Source organism: Streptomyces sp. 15-116A, from assembly GCF_025290915.1.
Taxonomy (GTDB): Bacteria; Actinomycetota; Actinomycetes; order Streptomycetales; family Streptomycetaceae; genus Streptomyces.
Genome location: NZ_JAOCQE010000006.1, coordinates 1 through 19,356, shown reverse-complemented (window position 1 = coordinate 19,356; position 19,356 = coordinate 1). Strand labels below are relative to the sequence as shown.

Below are 19,356 nucleotides of genomic sequence, written 5' to 3'. Positions count from 1 at the left end.
CCAGGCATTGCCCCTGTTCGTGATCCCCTTCACCGAAAGGCCAACTCTTCATGTCCGACCTGCTGCGCGCTCCCGCCGAGATCAAGTACGCCGAGGAGCTCGACTGGCTGGAGTCGATCGACGACAACCCCAAGCCGTTCTCGTGGCGTCTGTCGCCGAAGATGGTCCGCCTGTTCATCCTCGGCTCCGAGCGCTCCGACGGCCTGGATCGTGAGATCTCGCAGAAGTGGTTCGGCGACCGCAGTTTCGTCGAGCGCTCCATCGTCACCCTCGCCTCCGACCGCGGTCTGCTGCTCATCGGCGACCCCGGCACCGGCAAGAGCTGGCTGGCCGAGCTGCTGTCCGCCGCGATCTGCCGCAACTCCACGCTGGTGGTGCAGGGCACCGCCGGCACCACCGAGGACCACATCAAGTACTCGTGGAACGTGTCCATGGTCATCGCCAAGGGCCAGTCCCGGGAGTCGATGATCCCGTCGCCGATCATGACCGCGATGGAGACCGGCGCCATCGGCCGCTTCGAGGAGCTGACCCGCTCCACGAGTGACGTGCAGGACGCGCTGATCTCCATTCTGTCGGAGAAGTACATTTCCGTACCCGAGCTGGAGAGCGGCGGCGGGGACGACAACATCGTCTTCGCCAAGCCCGGCTTCTCCATCATCGCCACGGCCAACAGCCGCGACCGGGGCGTCAACGATCTGTCCTCCGCGCTGAAGCGCCGTTTCAACTTCGTGCGCATACCGGTGGTGACGAACAGGAAGAGCGAGGCGGAGATCGTCCGCTTCCGCATGGAGGAGCTGCTGCGCCGGCACGCCATCGACCTGGACGTGCCGCCGACCCTGCTGGACGTGCTGCTGCAGAGCTTCGCCGATCTGCGTGCCTCGGCCGCGGCGGCGAGCAGCGACGACGAGAAGCTGGAGTCGGCGCTGTCGACGGCCGAGCAGATCGGCGTGCTCGAGGACGCGGTGCTGCACAGCAACTTCTTCGGCGAGCGCGCCCTCACCGCCCGCACCCTGGCCTCCTCCCTCGTGGGTTCCCTCGCCCGGCGCGAACCCGAGGACCTGGCCATCCTCAACAAGTACCTGCACGGGGTCGTCGAGCCGCGCAGCAAGGAAGAGGGCGGTTCCTGGCCGGAGTTCCTGGAGGGCGGCCGCGACGCGATCGCCACCCTGTCATGAGCGCACTCCAGAAGCCCGAAGGGTCACCCGTGCAGAAAGCACCCGCCGAGAGCAGCACATTCGGCGCGCTGCGGGGACAACTCCAGGAGGCCGCCGCCAGGTTCGCGGGCGGGCCGGACGCGCTGGAGAGCATCCTGCTCGGCATGGTCGACGACGTCGACCGCGCGGTGAACGAGCCGCTGGAGATCTTCCCCGTCTGTCACCACTCCCCCGCCTCCGCACTCGCCATGGCCCGCCGGCTGCGCGAGAAGCAGCCCAAGGTCGTCTATCTGGAGCTGTGCGAGGACATGGCGCCGCTGCTGACCGAGCTGCGCAACTGCCGGCTGCCGGTGGCGGTGCAGGCGTTCGCCGGTGACGTCGACGGCTTCCCCGCAGAGTGGGCGCCGCTGTCGGTCGTCGCGCCGATCACGGAGGCGTCCGCCGAGTACCAGGCCATCGCGTACGCGCTGGACACGCCGGGCGTGGAACTGGTGCTGGTCGACCGGTCCTCGGACCACGTCTTCCAGTGGGACCCGCGCCATGAGCCCCACCCGGAACCCGCTTCCGAGGCGGCCCCGGCGGAAGTGGAGGCGGAGGCCGCGCTGCACGGCGAGGCGGTCGGCGTGGAGATCGGCGATCTGCGCCCGCGCTTCGCCGAGCTGGAGGAGCATCTGCTGCGCCACGGCAAGGTGCGGCACTGGTCGGAGTGGTGGCACCAGTACGTCGAGGTGCCGCTCGGCGAGAGCGGCAGCGACCACGACACGTACCGCCAGGTGATGTTCCTCGTCGGCAGCCTGTTCCGCCGGCTCGCCCCCGGCGATCCCGCCCGGGTGCGCGTGGACGAGGACCGCGAGCGGTACATGTGGACCCGGATGCGCGAGCATCTGACGGCGACCGGCACCGACCCGGAGGACTGCCTGTACGTGTGCGGGGCGTTCCACGCGGCCAGCCGTGTCGAGGAGTTCGGCGTGCACGGGGCCGACACGTTCACGATCTCTCCGCGCACCGGCACCACCTGGCAGTACGGGCTGATCCCGTCCAGCCACGCGGCGATCGAGGCGCAGTTCGGGCTGGCCGCCGGTTCGGTGTCGATCGCCGCGACCGAGTGGGCGAAGAGCCTGAAGCGCACGCGGGTGCAGCCGTACCGGCTGGCGGGCCAGGCGGGAGGGAAGAAGAAAGCCGCGACGAAGGCGAAGGGGTCCCGGGGCCGGCAGGCATCGGTCCCCGCAGGGGCTCCGGCCACCACCACCGATGACCGGCTGACCAGCTTCCTGCGCAGACCACCGGTCCTCGACGGTCTCGACGAGGCCGAACTGCTCGGCTGGTCGGTGGACATCGTGCGCGCGGCCCGGCGCAACGGCTACCTCGCCTCCACCGCCGACGCCATCGCCGTCTTCGAGACGTCGATCCTGCTCGCCGGCATGCGGGACCGGGCCAAGCCGACGCCGTACGACTTCCAGGACGCGGCGGTCACCTGCATCGAGAAGGACAGGGTGCCCGGTCGGCGGGACGTGCGCCGCCTCGTCGAGATCATGATGGGCGGCGACCGGATCGGTCAGGTGGGTTACGAGGCTCTGCCGCCGCTCGCCCGTGACGTGTACGACCGGCTCGCCCCGCTGGAGCTGAAACTCCAGCAGCGGGGCGTGCAGCGAGCCCTGCTGGACATGGCCTCCCGGCCCGAACTCCAGGCGTGCTCCGACGTGCTGTGGATGCTGCGGCGCCTCATGCCGCACGGTGCCGCCCGGCCCATCATGGGCGAACGGCGGCTCGGCGAGCGGTCGATCCAGGAGTCGTGGGACCTGGCGCTGGGCACCCACCAGCGTGCCCTGATCGAACTCGGCTACGAGGGCGTCAGTCTCGAGCAGGTCCTGGAACAGCGGCTGCGCCGCGAGGCGTACGCCCCGCGGGCCACGACGGCGACCGTGCTGGCCGCGGTCGAGGACGCGACCCTCTATCTGGGCAGCAGGCGCCTGGCCGACGAACTCGGCACGCACGCGCTGAAGGTACTCGCCGCCGAACGCAGCGTGGACGGCGCGCCGGAGGTGCTGCGCCGGGTGCGGGCGCTGCTGGCGTACTACCGGACGACCGAGCCGGAGCTGCCCCCGTGGATCGAGTCCTTCACCAGGACCGGTTACGCCCACTACTGCACCCTGTTGCCCACCGCCTTCCGGAACGAGGAGGCGACGGTCGGGCAGGTCGCGGCGATGCTGGGCTTCCTGTTCAGCATGGAGAGCCTCGCGCTGTCCCTGGGCTGCGACCGGGCGCAACTGGAACTCGCGGTCGCCCAGTCCCACCCCGACGACCCGCCGAAGACGGCCCTGCTGTGGGCGGCACAGGTACAGCTCGGCACCCTGTCCCGCGCCGAACTGCGGGCGCGGTGCGACGAGCTCCTCGACAACCCGCTCGTCGTCCCCGCCTACCCGCGCTACCTCAGCGGCTTCGTCCACGCGCTGGAGCCGGTGCCGGGGCTGGCGGACGTGGTCGTCGAGGCCGTCTCGAAGGCCTTCGCCCGCCTGCCCGACCCGGTTCTCCTCCCCTGGCTCCCCCTCCTCATCACCACCCTGCGCTCCAGCGCCGCGGACCTCGCTCCGCTCCTGATCCGCGAGGCCGGCCGCATCTTCCCGGCCCGCCTCGAGGCGCTGGACACCTGGGTGCCGCCATGGCGAGCCCAGCACCAGCCACGACGCACACCCCGTGACACGGCGAAGCCGAGCCCCAGGCCCACCGCACTCCTCACCGCCCACCCGGCGACGTGCGACGCGGTGGCCGAGCTCCTCGGCTGCACCGAGGGCTGGGCGGAGCCGGACACCCCGCCCGCGCCGGGCGCGGCGCTGCTGCACGCGCACCCCGCCACATGCGACGCGGTGGCGGAACTCCTGGGCTGCGACGGCGACTGGACGGCACCGGCCGCCACCGCCTCCGCCTCGTCCACCACCCCCCTCACCACCCGCCACCCCAGCACGGCGAGAGCCCTGGACACCCTCCTCACCGGCACATGACGGCAACGGCCGGTTCCCGCACCACTGGGGAACCGGCCGCGCCGCAGAGGGCCGAACAACCGCAGAGGGCCAAGCAACCGCAGAAGGCCGAGAGACCGCAGAAGGCCAAGAAGCCTGTCACCCCCGGTACACCCGGCACGTCAGCCCAACGCTGTCACCGCAGCCGCAAACCGCTCCGCATCGTCCAGCCACGGAAAGTGCCCGGCACCCGCCTGCACCACCGACCTCGCGTTCGGGAAGAGACCCGCGTACTCCCTCATCGCACGCGACGGTCCCGACACGTCGTACTCACCGGCGAGGACGAGGACCGGTGCGGAGAAGGCGGCGAACGCCGCCCGAGTCTCCGCCGGCGTGAAGCAGCCCTCGCTCGCGAACACGGCCGCCGCCTCGTTGTTGCGTTGCCGCGCCTCCGCGGACCGGTGAGCGCGGGCCGTGTCGTTCCAACGCCCGTACCAGAACGGCGCCACCGCCTCCCAGTCCCGCGCATCCCCTTGGCCCTGGGTGATCGCCGTCAGGGCGGCGTACGCGGAGGGGAACCAGGGTTCGTCCCGGCGCAGGCGTGCCGTCTCCAGCCGGTCCTCGGCCGTCACCTCGATACCGACGGCGAACACGCTGGGCGTGATCAGGGTCAGAGCGGAGACGCGTTCCGGGTGGCGGGTGGTGTACAGGGCGGCCAGGTTCGCACCGGCGGAATGGGCCAGGACCGGGAGACGGTCCAGACCCAGTTCCCTCCTCAGCGCCTCCACGTCCGCCACTTGCCGGTCGCACCGGTACGTCGCCGGGTCCTCGGGAACCTGCGACCGGCCGGTGCCCCTGAGGTCCAGACGGATCAGGGTCCGGTGAGCGCTCAGTCCCCCGAGGTCGCTCAGGTAGGCCGAGTCCTGCATCGGGCCACCAGGGAGGCAGACGAGCGGCGGTCCGTCTCCCGCCACGTGGTAGGCGAGGGTCGTGCCGTCGGGTGCGGTGAAGGTGGGCATGCGGGGAGCGTTCCAGCACCCCCGCCGGGCAGGCAATGAATACGGTCGGCAGATGTCCCCACGCCCTCCTCACCGTGACGGCGCCCCCAAACCTAACGCTCGCGTGCCCTCCGCCGCCCGCAAGGGCTACGCGGCGTGCAGGTCGGCGAGCAGGTCACCTACTGCGGGCACGAACACGGCGCGGTCCACGGTGGTGTCGCCTCCCCGAGGTCCGGTGCACGCACACGCGAGCGGCCATAAAGCATTCGAACCTCATCGAATGCGAAGGGCGAACGCGTGCCGGAGGCCGGCCGACCGCGCACGATGTGAGGGCCAAGGCAGGACCACGAAGGGGGAACATCAATGGAGAAATGCCTGCGGAGCAGTCTCGCGTCTACCGTCGCAGCGCTCTCACTCGGGCTCGGACTGGCGGTCGCCGTACCGGCCGGCTCCGCTCACGCAACGGCAGCCCAGTGCCAGAACGGCGCAAACGGATTCATCGACATATCCGACGACGCGTCGGGAACGGTCGTCCGGTCCATCGACATGGGGGCGGGCCGGACCGTCACACTTCAGCACGGGAACATCCGCGGACTGCAGCGGGGCTGGGCCAAGATCAGCGGTACCACCGTCAACGGTGACCTGGTTTGGATGGACTGGACGACGAACGGCGGATCGAAGTGGCTCCAGTGCGGGCCGTTCGCTGTCGACCGCGGTCCGGGAACCTCGAAGACCAGCGCCGCGAAGACGACGAGCAATGACAAGAACTACCGCTTCCGCGCCTGCGGCTACCTGAAGAACGCCGGGCAGACGAAGTGCACGTCGTGGTGGTGACCGCACCGCGCTGACCCGCCGGCCCCTCTGTGGCCCGGCGTGGCCCCTCCCGCCTTGCATGGATGCGGGAGGGGCCGCCGTTCGTCGCCGCTACCGGGCGGGTGCCGCGGCCGGTGCCGGGGCGTAGCCCGTGGGGCGGGTGGTGAAGGTGCCGCGGCCCTGGGTACGGCTGCGCAGGCGGGTCGCGTAGCCGAACAGTTCGGCCAGCGGCACGGTCGCGGTGACGACCGTCGCGCCCGCCCGGGCGGCCGAGCCGGTCACCCGGCCGCGGCGCGCGGCGAGATCGCCGAGCACCCCGCCGACCGCGTCCTCGGGCACGGTGACCGTGACCTCGACGACCGGTTCGAGGAGGACCATCGCGCAGGTCCGCAGGGCCTCGCGCAGTCCGAACCGGCCGGCGGTGCGGAAGGCGGTGTCCGAGGAGTCCTTCACATGGGTCGCCCCGTCGGTGAGCGTGACCCGCACACCGGTCACCGGGTGACCGCCCAACGGGCCCTCGGCCAGCGCGTCCCGGCAGCCGGCCTCGACCGCCCGGACGTACTCCTGCGGGACGCGCCCGCCGACCACGGTGGAGCCGAAGGCGAACCCGCTGCCGGGCTCGTCGAGCGGCTCGACGTCCAGGACGACATGGGCGAACTGGCCCGCCCCGCCGTCCTGTTTGACGTGCCGGTACACGAAGCCGGACACGCCCCGGCCGACGGTCTCCCGGTAACTGACCCGGGGACGGCCCACATTGACGCCCAGCCCGTGATCACGGCGGATCTTCTCCACCGCGACCTCGAGGTGCAGTTCACCCATGCCGGACAGCACCGTCTGGCCGGTCTCCCGGTCGGTGCGCACGACCAGCGAGGGGTCCTCCTCGGCGAGCCGCGCCAGCGCCGACGCGAGCCGGCCGGTGTCGGTGCTCCGCAACGCCTCCACCGCCACCGAGACGACCGGCTCGGCGACCCCCGGGGGTTCCAGGAGCAGCGGGGCGTCCGGTGCGCACAGCGTCGAACCGGCGCGGGCGGACTTCAGGCCGACCACGGCGACGATGTCCCCGGCGACGGCCCGGTCCACCTGCGCGTGCCGGTCGGCCTGGACGCGCAGCACGCGGCCGATGCGCTCGGTGCGGCGCGCGGTGGCGTCCCACACGGTGTCTCCCTTCTCGATGGTGCCCGAGTACAGGCGCAGATAGGTGAGCCGCCCGGTGGGGGTGGCGTTCACCTTGAACGCGAGCGCGGCGAGCGGTGCCGCCGGATCGGCGGACCGTGCCTGCTCGTCGCCGTCGTCGTCGGTGCCGCGCACGGGCGGTACGTCGAGGGGCGACGGCAGATAGGCGAGGACGGCGTCCAGCAGCGGTTCGATGCCGCGGTTGCGGTAGGCGGAGCCGCACAGCACCACCACGGCGTCACCGCTGCGGGTGAGGTCCCGCAGGGCGGCGACGAGGGTGGCGGCGCCGAGGGAGCCCGTGTCGCAGAACTCCTCCAGCGCGCCCGGATGCAGTTCGGCGACGGCCTCCTCCAGCAGCCTGCGCCGCCGCGCCGCCTCCTCGCGCAGCTCCTCTGGCACGGGGGCCGGGGGTGCGGCGGTGCCGTCGTCGTCCCAGGTCAGGGCCCGCAGGTGCAGCAGGTCGACGACGCCGGTGAAGCCGTCCTCGGCGCCGATCGGCAGCTGGACCGGCAGCGGCGCCGGATGCAGCCGTTCCCGGATCGAGGCGACGGCCGCGTCCAGGTCGGCCCCGGCGCGGTCCATCTTGTTGACGAACGCGATCCGCGGCACACCGTGCCGGTCCGCCTGCCGCCACACCGACTCGCTCTGCGGCTCCACACCGGCGACCGCGTCGAAGACCGCGACCGCGCCGTCGAGCACGCGCAGCGAGCGCTCCACCTCGTCGGCGAAGTCGACGTGTCCGGGGGTGTCGATGAGGTTGACGCGGTGACCGTCCCAGGCACAGCTGACGGCCGCGGCGAAGATCGTGATGCCGCGGTCGCGCTCCTGCGTGTCGAAGTCGGTGACGGTGGTGCCGTCGTGGACCTCGCCTCGCTTGTGGGTGCTGCCGGTCGCGTACAGGATCCGCTCGGTGACGGTGGTCTTGCCGGCGTCCACGTGGGCGAGGATGCCGAGGTTGCGGACGGTGGCGAGGGCGTCGGTGGTGGTGTGGGTGCGCATGGCCCGTGGTGGCCTTTCGGTGATCCATCGGTGATCGGGAACAGGGCAGCGCGATTCCCCGGACGCGGGCAGGCGCACACGGTCCCGGCGGCCTGACAGCGGCCGGGTGTCGGTGTGTGGGCGAGTGAAGGTCAGCCGTGCGTCTCGGGCATCCGGTACCGGCCGCGCAGCGGGCACCGGACGGACGGGGACACCAGGATCACCTCGGACCGGAAGGACCGGGAACGGGACCGGGGAGCGGCGACGGTCGCGCGAGCGCGCATGGCCTGGCTCCCCTCACTGGTCACGGTGGTGTGGTGAGTGTAGGGAGAGGCGAGCCGCCGGGGCCACGGAATTACGGACCGCTGCGTCCGTACGCGCGACCCCGCACTCGGGGCCCTCCCAGGTGACTCCGGCGCCCGTATGGTCCAGGGTGATTTATGGTGACTCAAGCACTATGCCCCTACCGGAGGTGCCATGATGCGCGCCGCGGCAGCGATCGTCTCTCTGACTGTCAGCGGGGCGCTGATCGTGGCGGCGTCGGCGTGCGACCAGGGCGGGTCGGAGGCGCCGGACGTCCGGTACGGCGACTGCCCGGTCTCGGGACAGTACGGGGAGTTCCGCCTGACACCCGAGACGGCGGGCGCGCTCACGGTCAGGACGACCCTGCCCGCGCCCGGCTGGTGGAACGGCGACACGCCGGACTCCGTCAAGAGCGGCTACGAGTACTGCATGGCCGCCAACATCGCCTACCGGTCGGGGCTCGACCGGGTGAAGGTGCAGAACGCCCCCTTCCCGGAGGTCGTGTCCGGCCGGGCGAAGGACTTCGACCTGGCCCTGGCACAGATCACGATCACCCCGGAACGGAGCAAGGTCGCCGATTTCTCCCCGCCGTATCTCTCCTCGACCCTCGGGCTGCTGATCAGGGACGGCGAGAACATCAACCAGGACAACATCCGTGACGTCCGCATCGGCGTGGCCGAGGGCACCACGGGCGAGGAGTTCGTCGAGGACCGCATCAGGCCGACCAGGCCCGTCACCGCCTTCGCCAACGACCCGGAGCTGATCACGGCGCTGGAGGAGCGGCGGATCGACGCGGTCATCCACGACACGACGATTCTGCTGGCGTATCCCCAGAAGCAGGAGAGCCGAGTGAGCCTCGTGGGCCAGTACCGGACCGATCAGGGATACGGCGCCCTGTACCCGAAAGGGTCGGCCGAGCAGGACGAGCTGGACCGGATCATCAGGCAGCTGATCGACGACGGGACGCTCGCCAAGCTGTCTGCCGTGTATCTCGGGGCCGCCTTCGGCCGGGACCCGGCCAAGATCCCGTACCTCACGGTCGACGACGGCTCCTGAAGGCTCCGCGCCGCATCACAGGTCCGCCATCAGCAGACCGCTCAGGTCCCCGGCGGCTCCGGCGTCGAGCGCCTGCTCGGCCCAGATGATCTTCCCTCGGTCGGTGTACCGGGTCCCCCAGCGGCGGGACAGCTGCGCAACGAGGAACAGACCGCGGCCCCCCTCGTCGGTGACGGTCGCGCGGCGCAGGTGCGGGGAGGTGCTGGTGCCGTCTCCGACCTCGCAGATCAGGCTGTCGCGGTCGCGCACCAGCCGCAGCGTGATGGGGCTCTTTCCGTACCGGATGGCGTTCGTCACCAGTTCGCTGAGGATCAGCTCGGTGGTGAAGGCGGCCTCGCCGAGCCCCCAGGACTCCAGCCTGAGGGTGGCCTCGGCGCGGACCCGGGGGACGGCGGCGGGGTCGTCGGGCACCTCCCACTCCGCGACCTGGTCCGGGTCGAGCAGCCGGGTGCGTGCGACGAGCAGGGCGATGTCGTCGCTTTGCCCGGTGCACAGCATCGCGTCGAGCACCGCCTGGCAGGTGTCGTCCAGGGTGGCGCCGTGCGTATCGGTCAGCGCCTGCTTCAGCATGCCGAGCCCGACGTCGATGTCACGGCCCCGGGCCTCGACCAGGCCGTCGGTGTAGAGGACCAGCCGGCTGTCGGCGGCCAGGCGGAGTTCGGCCGTCTCGACCGGCAGGCCCCCTCCCACGCCGAGCGGCGGGGCAACGGGGATGTCGGGGAAGGCCACGGAACCGTCGGGTGAGACCAGCGCCGGCCCGGGATGACCGGCGCGGGCGAGGACACACCGCCCGGAGACCGGATCGTAGATCGCGTACAGGCAGGTGGCACCGGTGACGGACTCGGTGTTGCCCTCGGCCGCCGCGTCCTGGTCGATCCGGGTGATCAGGTCGTCCAGGTGCGCGAGAAGCTCGTCGGGAGGCAGGTCCAGGGCGGCGAAGTTGTGCACCGCGGTCCTCAGGCGGCCCATCGTCGCGGCGGCGTGCAGACCGTGCCCGACGACGTCGCCGACCACCAGGGCCACCCGCGCCCCCGGCAGCGGGATGACGTCGTACCAGTCGCCGCCCACCCCCGCCTGAGCGGGCAGGTACCGGTGCCCGACCTCGAGGGCGGACAGCTCGGGCAGGGTGCTGGGCAGCAGGCTGCGCTGGAGAGTGACGGCCGTGCTGTGCTCGCGGGTGTAGCGGCGCGCGTTGTCGATGCACACGGCCGCCCGGGCGGCGAGTTCCTCGGCGGGTGACAGATCGTCCTGCTCGAAGGGGTCCTGCTGCGAACGCCAGAACTCCACGACCCCCAGCAGCTGGCCCCGGGCCCTGAGCGGCACGGAGATCATGGAGTGGATGCCGTACTCGACGACCTTCCGGGTCCGCTCCGGGTCCTGGGCCTGCCATCCCCTGTCCTCGGCGAGGCGCTCCACCAGGACCGGCCGGCCGGTGGTCATACCGGTGACCACGGGGTTGCCGGGCACATAGCGCACCAGGGTCCCGACGGCGTGGAGCGGGGCGTCGTCCCGGATGCCGCCGGCGGCGACGCGGCGCATGGCCGTGCTCGCCTCCGTCGGTTCACCGCCGCGCAGCACGGACTCCACCAGCTCGACGGTGGCGAAGTCGGCGAAGCGCGGGACCGCCACCTCGGTCAGCTCCTCGGCGGTGCGCTTGATGTCGAGGGTGGTGCCGATCCGCGTACTGGCCTCGTAGAGCAGCTGCAGACGGCCGCCCGCCACGTCCGCCCGGCCCGCGAGGGCGCGCAGCTCCGTGGTGTCGCGCAGGGTGGCCACGCTGCCGCCCTTGGCGCCCACCGGCCGGACGTTGACCGCGAGCAGGATGTCCCCGGCGAGGAAGACCTGGTCCGTGGCCGCCTGGCCCGATCCGAGCAGTCCGGCCAGGGCCGGGCTCAGTCCGAGGTCGGTGACGGGCCTGCCCTCGGGGTCCGGCGGCAGGGTCAGCAGCCGGCGCGCCTCGTCGTTGACCAGCAGGAGCCGTCCGTCACCGTCCAGGATGATCACGCCTTCGCGGACCGCGTGCAGCACCGCGTCGTGGTGCTCGTACATGCGGGTCATCTCCACCGGCCCCAGGCCCCGGGTCTGGCGGCGCAGGCGCCCGCTGACCAGCGCCGATCCGCCCGCCGCCAAGAGCAGCGCGACGCCGCCGGCGGCGAAGATCACCGGCAGCTGGTGCTGCACCACATTGGTCACCTTGTCGACGGTGACGCCGACGGTGACGAGGCCGACGGCGGTCCCCTGTTCGTCGAAGACGGCCACCGTCGAGTCGACCGCCTTGCCGAGACTGCTGTCGAACGTGGTCTGCTGGGGCTCGCCTTCGAGCGCCTGGCCGTAGGAGGTGGAGACGTGCTTGCCGATCTGGTCCGGGTCCGGGTGGGTCCAGCGGAAGCCGTAGGGGCTCAGCGCCACGACGTAGTCGACGCCGGTCTTCTTGCGCACCGCCTCGGCCTGTGGCTGGAGTACGGCCGTCGGGTCGTCGCTCTTCATCGCCTCCGCGGTGCCCGGGGCGTTCGCGAAGGACTCGGCCGCCACCAGGGACCGCTCACCGGCTTCGTCGATCGCGCGGCTGCGGTCCTGGAACACGAGCACCAGCACGCCCGTGGCGATGAGGAGAAGGACGACGACCAGTTGCAGCAGGAAGAACTGACCGGCGACGCTGCGCGGTTTTCGCAGCGACAGCACACGCCGACCGGTCGAGGGATGAGCACTTCGCCCGAGTTTGCCCATTTTCTCAGTATCGGTGACCGGTCCGGTGGGCGCGGTTCTGGGCGGGCCATGGCGGGGCTGGGCGGGTCCGGGGCGGGCTGGCCGGTGCGGCGACGAACGGCCCTGGAATCAAGCGGTCTGGGAACCAGGCAGCCCCGGAACAACGAAAACCGGCCGAGTACATGACTCGACCGGTGAAGAGTGTCCGAGGGGGGACTTGAACCCCCACGCCCGATAAAGGGCACTAGCACCTCAAGCTAGCGCGTCTGCCATTCCGCCACCCGGACCAGGTGTCTGCCGCCGCGCCAGGGCCCTGCCCCGCGGCGACATGGACAACCATACCAAGGTTTCGCAGTGCCTTTCACCTGCGTTTCCTTCCCTCCGGCGGTGGTCCGGGACCGGAGCGCCGGATGCCCCTAGGGTCGCACCATGAGTGACTGGACGATTACCCAGGGCCCGTTGCCGAGCCGGCGGCCGCGGGCGTTGTCGCCGTTCAGGGAGCATCTGCGGGACACGTTCTGGTTCGCGCCCACCGCCGCCATGGTGCTGGTCGCCGTGGTGTGGCTGGGGGCCCAGGAACTCGACGCGGCACTCGTCCAGGCGCTGCGGGACGACGGCGACCTCGAGACCCTGAGTGAACTCCAGCGCTTCGCGGAGGACGCGAAGGCCGTGGTGAGCGCCGTGAGCTCGGCGATGATGACGTTCATCGGTGTGGTGTTCAGCATCTCGCTGGTCGCCGTGCAGATGGCGAGCGGGCAGTTCACGCCGCGCGTGGTGCGGATCTTCGTGCGCAGCCGGATCACCAAGGCGACGTTCGCCGTGTTCCTCGCGACGTTCGTGCTGACGCTGCTCGTGCTGACCACCTACGACAGCTCCACCGACCCGCGTACGGTCACCTCCGTCCCGCTGGTGCAGTCGGTCCTCACTCTGGCCATGGTCGCGCTGAGTCTGCTGCTGTTCGTGATGTACGTGAACACGACGCTGCGGATGATGCGGGTCAGCCATGTCATCGCCCGGATCGCGGCGGAGTCCTTCCGGGTCGCCGCGCTCACGCCGGTGCCGAGGAGCGATGAGGAGCCGCCCGTGCTCGGGCCGGTGACGGCGTGGGTGGCACACGAGGGGCGGGCGGGTGTGCTGCGGGACGTGCACATCGCTCGGCTGGTGCGGGTGGCGCGGGCGCACGGCGTGGTGCTGCGGCTGATTCCGCGGATCGGGGACTTCGTGGTGCCCGGCACGCCCGTGCTGGCGGTGCACGGCGGGCAGGCGCCGCCGCGCCGGGCGCTGCGCTACACCGTGGCGGTGGGGGTGGAGCGCACCTTCCACCAGGATCTGGCGTTCGGGCTGCGGCAGTTGTCGGACATCGCGCTGCGGGCCCTGTCCGCCGCGATCAACGACCCGACGACGGCGGTGCAGGCGCTGGACCGGGTCGTGCAGCTGCTGGCCGCGCTGTCCCGGCGGCCGCTGGACACGGTCGTGCACCGCGACCGCGGCGGTGCGGTACGGCTGGTGCAGCCGGTGCCGGGCTGGAGCGAGCTGGTGGATCTGGGCTTCGCGGAGGTACGGGTCTGCGGCGCGGGCGCGCCGCAGGTCACCCGGCGGCTGATGGCCGGCCTCGCCGACCTGCTGCTGCTCGCCCCGCCGGAGCGTCAGGAGCCGCTGCTGCGCCACCGTGAGCTGCTCAAGCAGGCGGTGGAGCGGGTTGCCCCGACGGCGGCGGACCGCGATTTCGCACTGCGGCCGGACCGGCAGGGGATCGGCTGAGGGCGGTCCCTCCCCGAGAGGGGGACGGACCGCCCGTTCCCTCATGTGGTCAGCGGCGCCGCTTGCGCAGGCCCGCCATGTTGTCGTAGCCGATCTTCGCGAAGCGCAGCGACTGGCCCGCGTCGGTGGAGCTGGGTGCGTTGTCCTGCTCCACCATCGGGTTGTGGTACGTGCGGTGCCCGATGCGGGTGAAGAAGGTCCGGTAGTCGATGTCACCGGTGCCGAACGGAACCATGTCGTAGCCCATGCCGTTGGACGTGTTGACGGTGCCGTCCTTGGCGTGGAACAGCGGGTAGCGCTTGTTGTGGCGGGCGACGAGCGCGGCCGGGTCGAACACGTTCTCCCGCTGCGTGCCGTCGTGGGCGGTGTAGGTGTGGAACTTGTACTGGGCCACGTGCGCCCAGAAGATGTCCATCTCCAGCCACACGGCCTTCGGGTCGGTGACCTTCAGGAAGTACTCCAGCTTGCGGATGCCGGAGCTGCGGGTGGGCCGGCCCTGGTCGTCCAGCGGGCCGCCGTCCAGCAGGAAGCCGTAGGCGGCGTCGTGGTTGTGGGTGTACAGCTTGATGCCCTCGCGCCGGGCGATCTCGCCGAGGGTGTTCCACTTGTCGGCGGCGACGTCCCAGTCGGCCCGGTAGGAGCTGCCGGTGGGGTCGCCGCCGGTGCCCATGTGGGCCATGCCGAGGATGTTGGCGATCTCCAGGTGCTTCTTGAAGGTGTCGAGGTCCGTCTTGGTCAGCGGCCAGGACGGCGGGATGAAGCCGTGGTTGCCCTGGGCGCGCAGGCCGTAGTCCTCGAGCCAGCAGCGCAGCAGCCGGGCGCCCTGCACCGACTCCAGGCTGGCGCCGCCGGGCGCGTTGGCGTGCTGGCCGTAGCCGGCGAACTCGACCTGCCGGTAGCCGTAGCGGGACAGCTCCCTGAACACCTCGCGGAAGCCGGAGGGCAGGTCGCTGGCGAGCGGGTCGCGGCCGGTGGCGTCGCGGACGGTGTAGAGGATGATGCCGCGCTTGTGCGCCGGGACGAGGACGTCACCGCCGTGGTCGTGGCCTCGGCTGTCCTTCTGTGCCGGGGCGGCGAGGGCCGGTGAGGCGCCCAGGACGGGGGCGGCGATCGCCGCGGTCGCGGCGGCGGTGCAGGTGGACAGGAAGCGGCGACGGCCGATGCCGAGGCGCCGTCTGAGCGCCTCGTCGGGGCCGGCGGCCTCGGATGCGGGGGTGTCGCCCTGCCAGGGGTGGGAGAACTGGGTCACGGGTGCCTGCCTTCTTCGTCGTGGCCGCCGCCGGTGGCATCGGAGGCGGGCCGTTGTCAGTGCCGTGTGTTTCACTCTCAGTAGTCGGATCTCGCGGGTGGTACGTCGGCGAGTCCGGCCAGTTCGAGCAGCAGTGACTTGACATCGGTGGCCGCTACGCGGTCTCCGACAGCGCGGGGGGTGGAGCAGATGAGGAGCGGACCGTCGTCGTCGCTCGCGGGGAGGCGGCCATGGCTGCCGCGAATAGGTGAGGGATCCAGGGGCACGACCGCCATGCGGTAGCGCATGCCGAGTTTCTTGCGCGCCAGCGCGGTGGCCGCCTTGACCTTGACGTACGGGTCGAGGGGATCCATGAACAGTTCGACCGGGTCGTAGCCGGGTTTGCGGTGGATCTCGACGAGCTGCGCGAAGTCGGGCGCGCGGGCGTCGTCGAGCCAGTAGTAGTACGTGAACCAGGCGTCGGGTTCGGCGACGGCGACGAGTTCGCCGGCGCGCGGATGGTCGAGGTGGTGGGTCTTCTTGCCCTCGTCGTCGAGGAGTTGCTCGATACCGGGCAGGTCCTCGAGCGCGGCGCGGGTGGCGTCGAGGTCCTCGGGGCGGCGCACGTAGACGTGGGCGAGCTGGTGGTCGGCGACGGCGAAGGCGCGGGAGGCCATCGGGTCGAGGTACTCCATGCCGTCCTGCGTGTGGACCTCCAGCAGGCCCGCGCGGCGCAGGGCGCGGTTGATGTCCACGGGCCGGTCGACGCGGGTGATGCCGTACTCGGACAGCGCGACGACGGTACGGCCCTCGGCGCGGGCGTCGTCGAGGAGCGGAGCGAGGGCGGTGTCCAGGTCGGTGGCCGCCCGCAGGGAACGGGGGTCGTCGGGGCCGTAGCGCTGCAGGTCGTAGTCGAGGTGAGGGAGGTAGCAGAGCGTCAGGTCGGGGGTGCGGGTGCGGTTGATGTACCGGGTTGCGTCAATGATCCACTGGCTGGAGACCAGGTCGGCGCCGGGGCCCCAGAAGTGGAAGAGGGGGAAGGTGCCGAGTTTCTCGGTGAGTTCGTCGTGCAGTGCGGGAGGACGGGTGTAGCAGTCGGGTTCCTTGCGGCCGTCGGCGTAGTAGACGGGGCGGGGGGTGACGGTGATGTCGGTGTCGGCGCCCATCGCGTACCACCAGCAGATGTTGGCGACGGTGTAGCCGGGGTGGGCGCGGCGGGCGGCGTCCCAGAGTTTGTCGCCGGCGACGAGGCCGTTGTGCTGCCGCCACAGCAGTACGTCGCCGAGTTCGCGGAAGTACCAGCCGTTGCCGACGATGCCGTGCTCGGAGGGCATCGTGCCGGTGAGGAAGGTGGACTGGGCGGCGCAGGTGACGGCGGGCAGGACGGTGCCGAGCGGGGCCCGGGAGCCGGACTGGCCGAGCGCCTTGAGGTGGGGCATGTGGTCGAGGAGACGGGGGGTGAGGCCCACGACGTCGAGGACGAGAAGAGGGGTGGGGCCGCTGGTGCGGTCGGGGGCGCCGGTGGCGTTCGCCGGGGTGCTCATGGCAGTTCCTTCAGGCCGAGGTCGGTCAGCAGGTCGCGGGCGAGGGTGAGCTCGGCGGCGATGCCGTCCGTGAGCTGGGCGCGGGCGCGGGGCCGCAGCTCGGGCGGGAGTGCCTGCCAGGTGTAGGTCTCGACCTCCAGGTGGCGGGTGAGCGGGTGCGGGCCGCCGACGAGCCGGGTGAGCGTGTCCTTCAGGACGGGGAGCGTGGAGGTGAGGGGCGCGGCGGGGGCCGCGTGCAGCGGGACGTGGAAGTGGGCGCGCCAGGGTGCCGCGTCCGGCAGGGCGTCGCCGGTGAGGGCCTCGTCGAGGTCGTCGGTGCCGCGGAGGCCGGCGGCGGTTCGGATGCGGGTCTGGTGCAGGAAGCGGGGCTCGGCGAAGGCGGCGAGGGCGGAGCGGACCTCCGGGTCGTGGGGGTGCTCCGCGTGCAGGGCGGCGGAGAGCTGGGACTTGACGACGGGGACGCGGGCCTCGGTGAGGGCGTTCAGTGCGGTGTGCGGGTCTTCGAAGGAGGTGGCGAGGTGACAGGTGTCGACGCAGATGCCGACGCGGGGGTGGCCGATGGCGGTCAGCGGCGCGATGGCGTCGTGGGTCGTCTCGACGACGCAGCCCGGTTCGGGCTCCAGGGCGATGCGGATGGAGCGGCCGGTGAGCTCCTCCAGGGCGTCGAGGCGTTCGGCGAGGGTGAGCAGGGCCGTGCGGGCCTTGTCGGCGCGGGCGTCGTCGTAGGCGGTGCGCCAGGCCAGCGGCAGGGTGGAGATGCTGCCCTCGGTGACGTCGTCGGGCAGCAGCCCCGCGAGGACCCGGGCCAGGGAGGTGGTGTGCTCGAGGCGCTCGGGGTCGGCCCAGTCAGGTTTGTAGACGCGGTACTTGACCTCCTCGGCGCCGAAGCCCTCGTAGGGGAAGCCGTTGAGGGTGACGACCTCCAGGCCGCGCCGGTCGAGTTCCGTGCGCAGGCCGCGCAGCGCGGAGGGGTCGGTGACCAGGGCGTGGGCGGCGTCGCGGGCGAGCCACAGGCCGATGCCGAGGCGGTCGCGGCCGAGGCGGCGGCGGACGGGCTCGCAGTGGTCGCGGAGCTGGGCGAGGACGCCGTCGAGGGTCTCGGCGGGGTGGACGTTGGTGCAGTAGGCGAGGTGGACGGTGGAGCCGTCGGGGTGCCGGAAGCGCATGGCTCACTCCCCGCCGCGCAGGATGGAGTTGCCCTCGTGGGTGGCCCCGGTGCCGGTGACGTCGAGGTTCAGCCGGCCGCTGAGCCCGTAGAACGCGACCGGGTTGCGCCACAGGACGCGGTCCACGTCGTCCTCGGTGAAGCCCTCGGCGAGCATCAGGTCGGCGACCTTGCGGGTCCTGAGGGGGTCGCTCTTTCCCCAGTCGGCGGCGGAGTTCACCAGGACCTGTTCGGGTCCGTAGGCGCGCAGGATGGCCACCATCCGCTTCTCGTCCATCTTGGTGTCCGGATAGACGGAGAAGCCGAGCCAGCAGCCGCTGTCCTTGGCCTCCTTGACGGTGGTCTCGTTGAGGTGGTCGACGAGCACCCGGTCCAGGGGCAGCGCGGATTCGCGCACGACGTCGAGGGTGCGGCGCAGTCCGGCGAGCTTGTCGCGGTGCGGGGTGTGCACGAGGGCGGGCAGGCCGTGGTCGGCGGCGAGCTGGAGCTGGGCGGCGAGGGCGGTGTCCTCGGCGGGGGTCATGGAGTCGTAGCCGATCTCGCCGACGGCGACGACGTTGTCCTTGACGAGATACCGGGGCAGGTGGTCGAGGACGGGGGTGCAGCGGGGGTCGTTGGCCTCCTTGGGGTTGAGGGCGAGGGTGCAGTGGTGGGCGATGCCGTACTGGGCGGCGCGGAAGGGTTCCCAGCCGAGGAGGGAGTCGAAGTAGTCGAGGAAGGAGGCCGGAGAGGTGCGGGGCTGGCCGAGCCAGAAGGAGGGTTCGACGACGGCGCGGACGCCCGCGGCGTACATGGCCTCGTAGTCGTCGGTGGTGCGCGACGTCATGTGGATGTGGGGGTCGAAGATGCGCATCAGGACTCCTTGCCGTGGGGGGTGTCCGCCTCCTGGGACGGGGCGGCGGGCGCGGACTCGGTCAGGGTCAGCACGCGGTGCAGATCGTCCGGGACGGGGCGGCCGGCGGCGGTGCGCTCCTCGGCGTAGTCGCCGAGCATGCGGGCGAGTTCGGCGTCGCCGCGGGCGCGCCGGGCCAGGTCCGCCACCTGGTGCACGGGGACGCCGGTGAACAGGCACTTCAGGACCGCGTGCCGCCAGGTGTGCGCGTCGAGATGCCGGGCGGCGTAGGGGCCGAGGGCGGCGGCGACGAGCCGGGTGTCGTTGGTGCGCAGGGCGTCCTCGACGAGCGGGAGGGCGTCGGGGCCGGGGACGAGATGCGGCAGGGCGTGCAGGACGGCGCGGCGTTCGTCGGCGGTGCCCTGGGAGTAGACCCGGGTCAGCGCGTCGGTGCCGGGGCGGGCCGCGCGCAGGATGAGGACGCGTGCGGCGTCGGCGTGCGCGGAGCCGCAGCGGCGTCCGGCCTCCGCGAGACGCAGCTCCCACACCGAGATGGGCCCGTGGCTGCCGGGGTGTGCGGCGGCCTCGTCGAGCGCCTGGTCGAGCCAGGCCCGGGCGGCTCCGCCGAGCCGGGAGGCGAGATCGCGGCGCAGTACGGCGGGCGGGGTGTGGGCGGGGTGGGGCTGCG

Annotated in this window: 14 protein-coding genes and 1 tRNA gene; 5 read left to right on the top strand and 10 right to left on the bottom strand. The window is 71.8% G+C overall.

The features are described 5' to 3' along the window. The first annotated feature begins 50 nt into the window (after positions 1–50). Positions 51–1,175 (top strand): AAA family ATPase, encoded by a 1,125-nt coding sequence (locus tag N4P33_RS02270; RefSeq protein WP_260824433.1) that lies wholly within the window; start codon positions 51–53, stop codon positions 1,173–1,175. After that, a complete protein-coding gene (locus N4P33_RS02265) occupies positions 1,172–4,153 on the top strand; it encodes a DUF5682 family protein (RefSeq protein WP_260824432.1) in 2,982 nt (993 codons plus the stop codon). The genes N4P33_RS02270 and N4P33_RS02265 overlap by 4 nt, the downstream gene beginning before the upstream one ends. Before the next feature lie 140 nt (positions 4,154–4,293). On the opposite strand, the gene N4P33_RS02260 is transcribed toward N4P33_RS02265, so the two are convergent. Further along, positions 4,294–5,130 carry an alpha/beta fold hydrolase gene (locus N4P33_RS02260; protein ID WP_260824431.1) on the bottom strand — a complete coding sequence of 279 codons (837 nt, stop codon included), beginning with the start codon at positions 5,128–5,130 and terminating at the stop codon, positions 4,294–4,296. Between the two features lie 342 nt (positions 5,131–5,472). Here N4P33_RS02260 and N4P33_RS02255 point away from each other — a divergent pair, with 342 nt between their 5' ends. Continuing rightward, positions 5,473–5,943, top strand: a complete 471-nt coding sequence (locus N4P33_RS02255; protein WP_260824430.1) for a hypothetical protein — start codon at positions 5,473–5,475, stop codon at positions 5,941–5,943. Between the two features lie 90 nt (positions 5,944–6,033). Here the strand turns inward: N4P33_RS02255 and fusA are convergent, their stop codons facing one another. Together fusA and N4P33_RS02245 are read right to left on the bottom strand one after the other, a co-directional pair. Continuing rightward, entirely contained in the window at positions 6,034–8,094 is a 2,061-nt protein-coding gene (gene fusA / locus N4P33_RS02250; protein WP_260824429.1) for an elongation factor G, read from the bottom strand. A 131-nt stretch (positions 8,095–8,225) separates the two neighbouring features. Further along, positions 8,226–8,357 (bottom strand): hypothetical protein, encoded by a 132-nt coding sequence (locus N4P33_RS02245; protein ID WP_260824428.1) that lies wholly within the window; start codon positions 8,355–8,357, stop codon positions 8,226–8,228. Positions 8,358–8,550: 193 nt separating this feature from the next. On the opposite strand from N4P33_RS02245, the gene N4P33_RS02240 reads away from it, so the two are divergent. Next, on the top strand, positions 8,551–9,432 hold the full coding sequence (locus N4P33_RS02240; RefSeq protein ID WP_260824427.1) for an ABC transporter substrate-binding protein: 882 nt from the start codon (positions 8,551–8,553) through the stop codon (positions 9,430–9,432). 15 nt (positions 9,433–9,447) lie between these two features. Here the strand turns inward: N4P33_RS02240 and N4P33_RS02235 are convergent, their stop codons facing one another. Together N4P33_RS02235 and N4P33_RS02230 are read right to left on the bottom strand one after the other, a co-directional pair. Next, a complete protein-coding gene (locus N4P33_RS02235; protein ID WP_260824426.1) occupies positions 9,448–12,159 on the bottom strand; it encodes a SpoIIE family protein phosphatase in 2,712 nt (903 codons plus the stop codon). Positions 12,160–12,340: 181 nt separating this feature from the next. After that, a tRNA-Leu gene (locus N4P33_RS02230) sits at positions 12,341–12,425 on the bottom strand. Between the two features lie 142 nt (positions 12,426–12,567). Between N4P33_RS02230 and N4P33_RS02225 the strand changes: the two genes are divergently transcribed. Beyond that, positions 12,568–13,899, top strand: coding sequence for a DUF2254 domain-containing protein (locus N4P33_RS02225; protein WP_260824425.1), 1,332 nt, complete (start codon positions 12,568–12,570; stop codon positions 13,897–13,899). A gap of 49 nt (positions 13,900–13,948) precedes the next feature. On the opposite strand, the gene N4P33_RS02220 is transcribed toward N4P33_RS02225, so the two are convergent. From N4P33_RS02220 to N4P33_RS02200, 5 genes are all read right to left on the bottom strand, one after another. After that, positions 13,949–15,061, bottom strand: a complete 1,113-nt coding sequence (locus tag N4P33_RS02220; protein ID WP_399028241.1) for a sugar phosphate isomerase/epimerase family protein — start codon at positions 15,059–15,061, stop codon at positions 13,949–13,951. A gap of 164 nt (positions 15,062–15,225) precedes the next feature. Next, the gene (locus N4P33_RS02215; RefSeq protein ID WP_260824423.1) at positions 15,226–16,671 is read right to left on the bottom strand and encodes a nucleotide pyrophosphatase/phosphodiesterase family protein; all 1,446 of its coding nucleotides are present in this window, start codon (positions 16,669–16,671) and stop codon (positions 15,226–15,228) included. Next, entirely contained in the window at positions 16,668–17,837 is a 1,170-nt protein-coding gene (gene eboE, locus N4P33_RS02210) for a metabolite traffic protein EboE (RefSeq protein WP_260824422.1), read from the bottom strand. The genes N4P33_RS02215 and eboE overlap by 4 nt, the downstream gene beginning before the upstream one ends. Positions 17,838–17,840: 3 nt before the next feature. Further along, positions 17,841–18,689, bottom strand: coding sequence for a TatD family hydrolase (locus tag N4P33_RS02205; RefSeq protein ID WP_260824421.1), 849 nt, complete (start codon positions 18,687–18,689; stop codon positions 17,841–17,843). Then, on the bottom strand, positions 18,689–19,356 hold a 668-nt coding region (locus N4P33_RS02200), incomplete at its 5' end, for an EboA domain-containing protein (RefSeq protein ID WP_260824420.1). The genes N4P33_RS02205 and N4P33_RS02200, both read right to left, overlap by 1 nt.

What these genes read in the sequence shown, in the direction of transcription:
- N4P33_RS02265 (WP_260824432.1), top strand. Translation starts at nt 1,172, where the DNA reads ATGAGCGCACTCCAGAAGCCCGAAGGGTCACCCGTGCAGAAAGCACCC.
- N4P33_RS02270 (WP_260824433.1), top strand. Translation starts at nt 51, where the DNA reads ATGTCCGACCTGCTGCGCGCTCCCGCCGAGATCAAGTACGCCGAGGAG.
- N4P33_RS02260 (WP_260824431.1), bottom strand. Translation starts at nt 5,130, where the DNA reads ATGCCCACCTTCACCGCACCCGACGGCACGACCCTCGCCTACCACGTG.
- N4P33_RS02235 (WP_260824426.1), bottom strand. Translation starts at nt 12,159, where the DNA reads ATGGGCAAACTCGGGCGAAGTGCTCATCCCTCGACCGGTCGGCGTGTG.
- eboE (WP_260824422.1), bottom strand. Translation starts at nt 17,837, where the DNA reads ATGCGCTTCCGGCACCCCGACGGCTCCACCGTCCACCTCGCCTACTGC.
- N4P33_RS02215 (WP_260824423.1), bottom strand. Translation starts at nt 16,671, where the DNA reads ATGAGCACCCCGGCGAACGCCACCGGCGCCCCCGACCGCACCAGCGGC.
- N4P33_RS02205 (WP_260824421.1), bottom strand. Translation starts at nt 18,689, where the DNA reads ATGCGCATCTTCGACCCCCACATCCACATGACGTCGCGCACCACCGAC.
- N4P33_RS02240 (WP_260824427.1), top strand. Translation starts at nt 8,551, where the DNA reads ATGATGCGCGCCGCGGCAGCGATCGTCTCTCTGACTGTCAGCGGGGCG.
- N4P33_RS02245 (WP_260824428.1), bottom strand. Translation starts at nt 8,357, where the DNA reads ATGCGCGCTCGCGCGACCGTCGCCGCTCCCCGGTCCCGTTCCCGGTCC.
- fusA (WP_260824429.1), bottom strand. Translation starts at nt 8,094, where the DNA reads ATGCGCACCCACACCACCACCGACGCCCTCGCCACCGTCCGCAACCTC.
- N4P33_RS02255 (WP_260824430.1), top strand. Translation starts at nt 5,473, where the DNA reads ATGGAGAAATGCCTGCGGAGCAGTCTCGCGTCTACCGTCGCAGCGCTC.
- N4P33_RS02225 (WP_260824425.1), top strand. Translation starts at nt 12,568, where the DNA reads ATGAGTGACTGGACGATTACCCAGGGCCCGTTGCCGAGCCGGCGGCCG.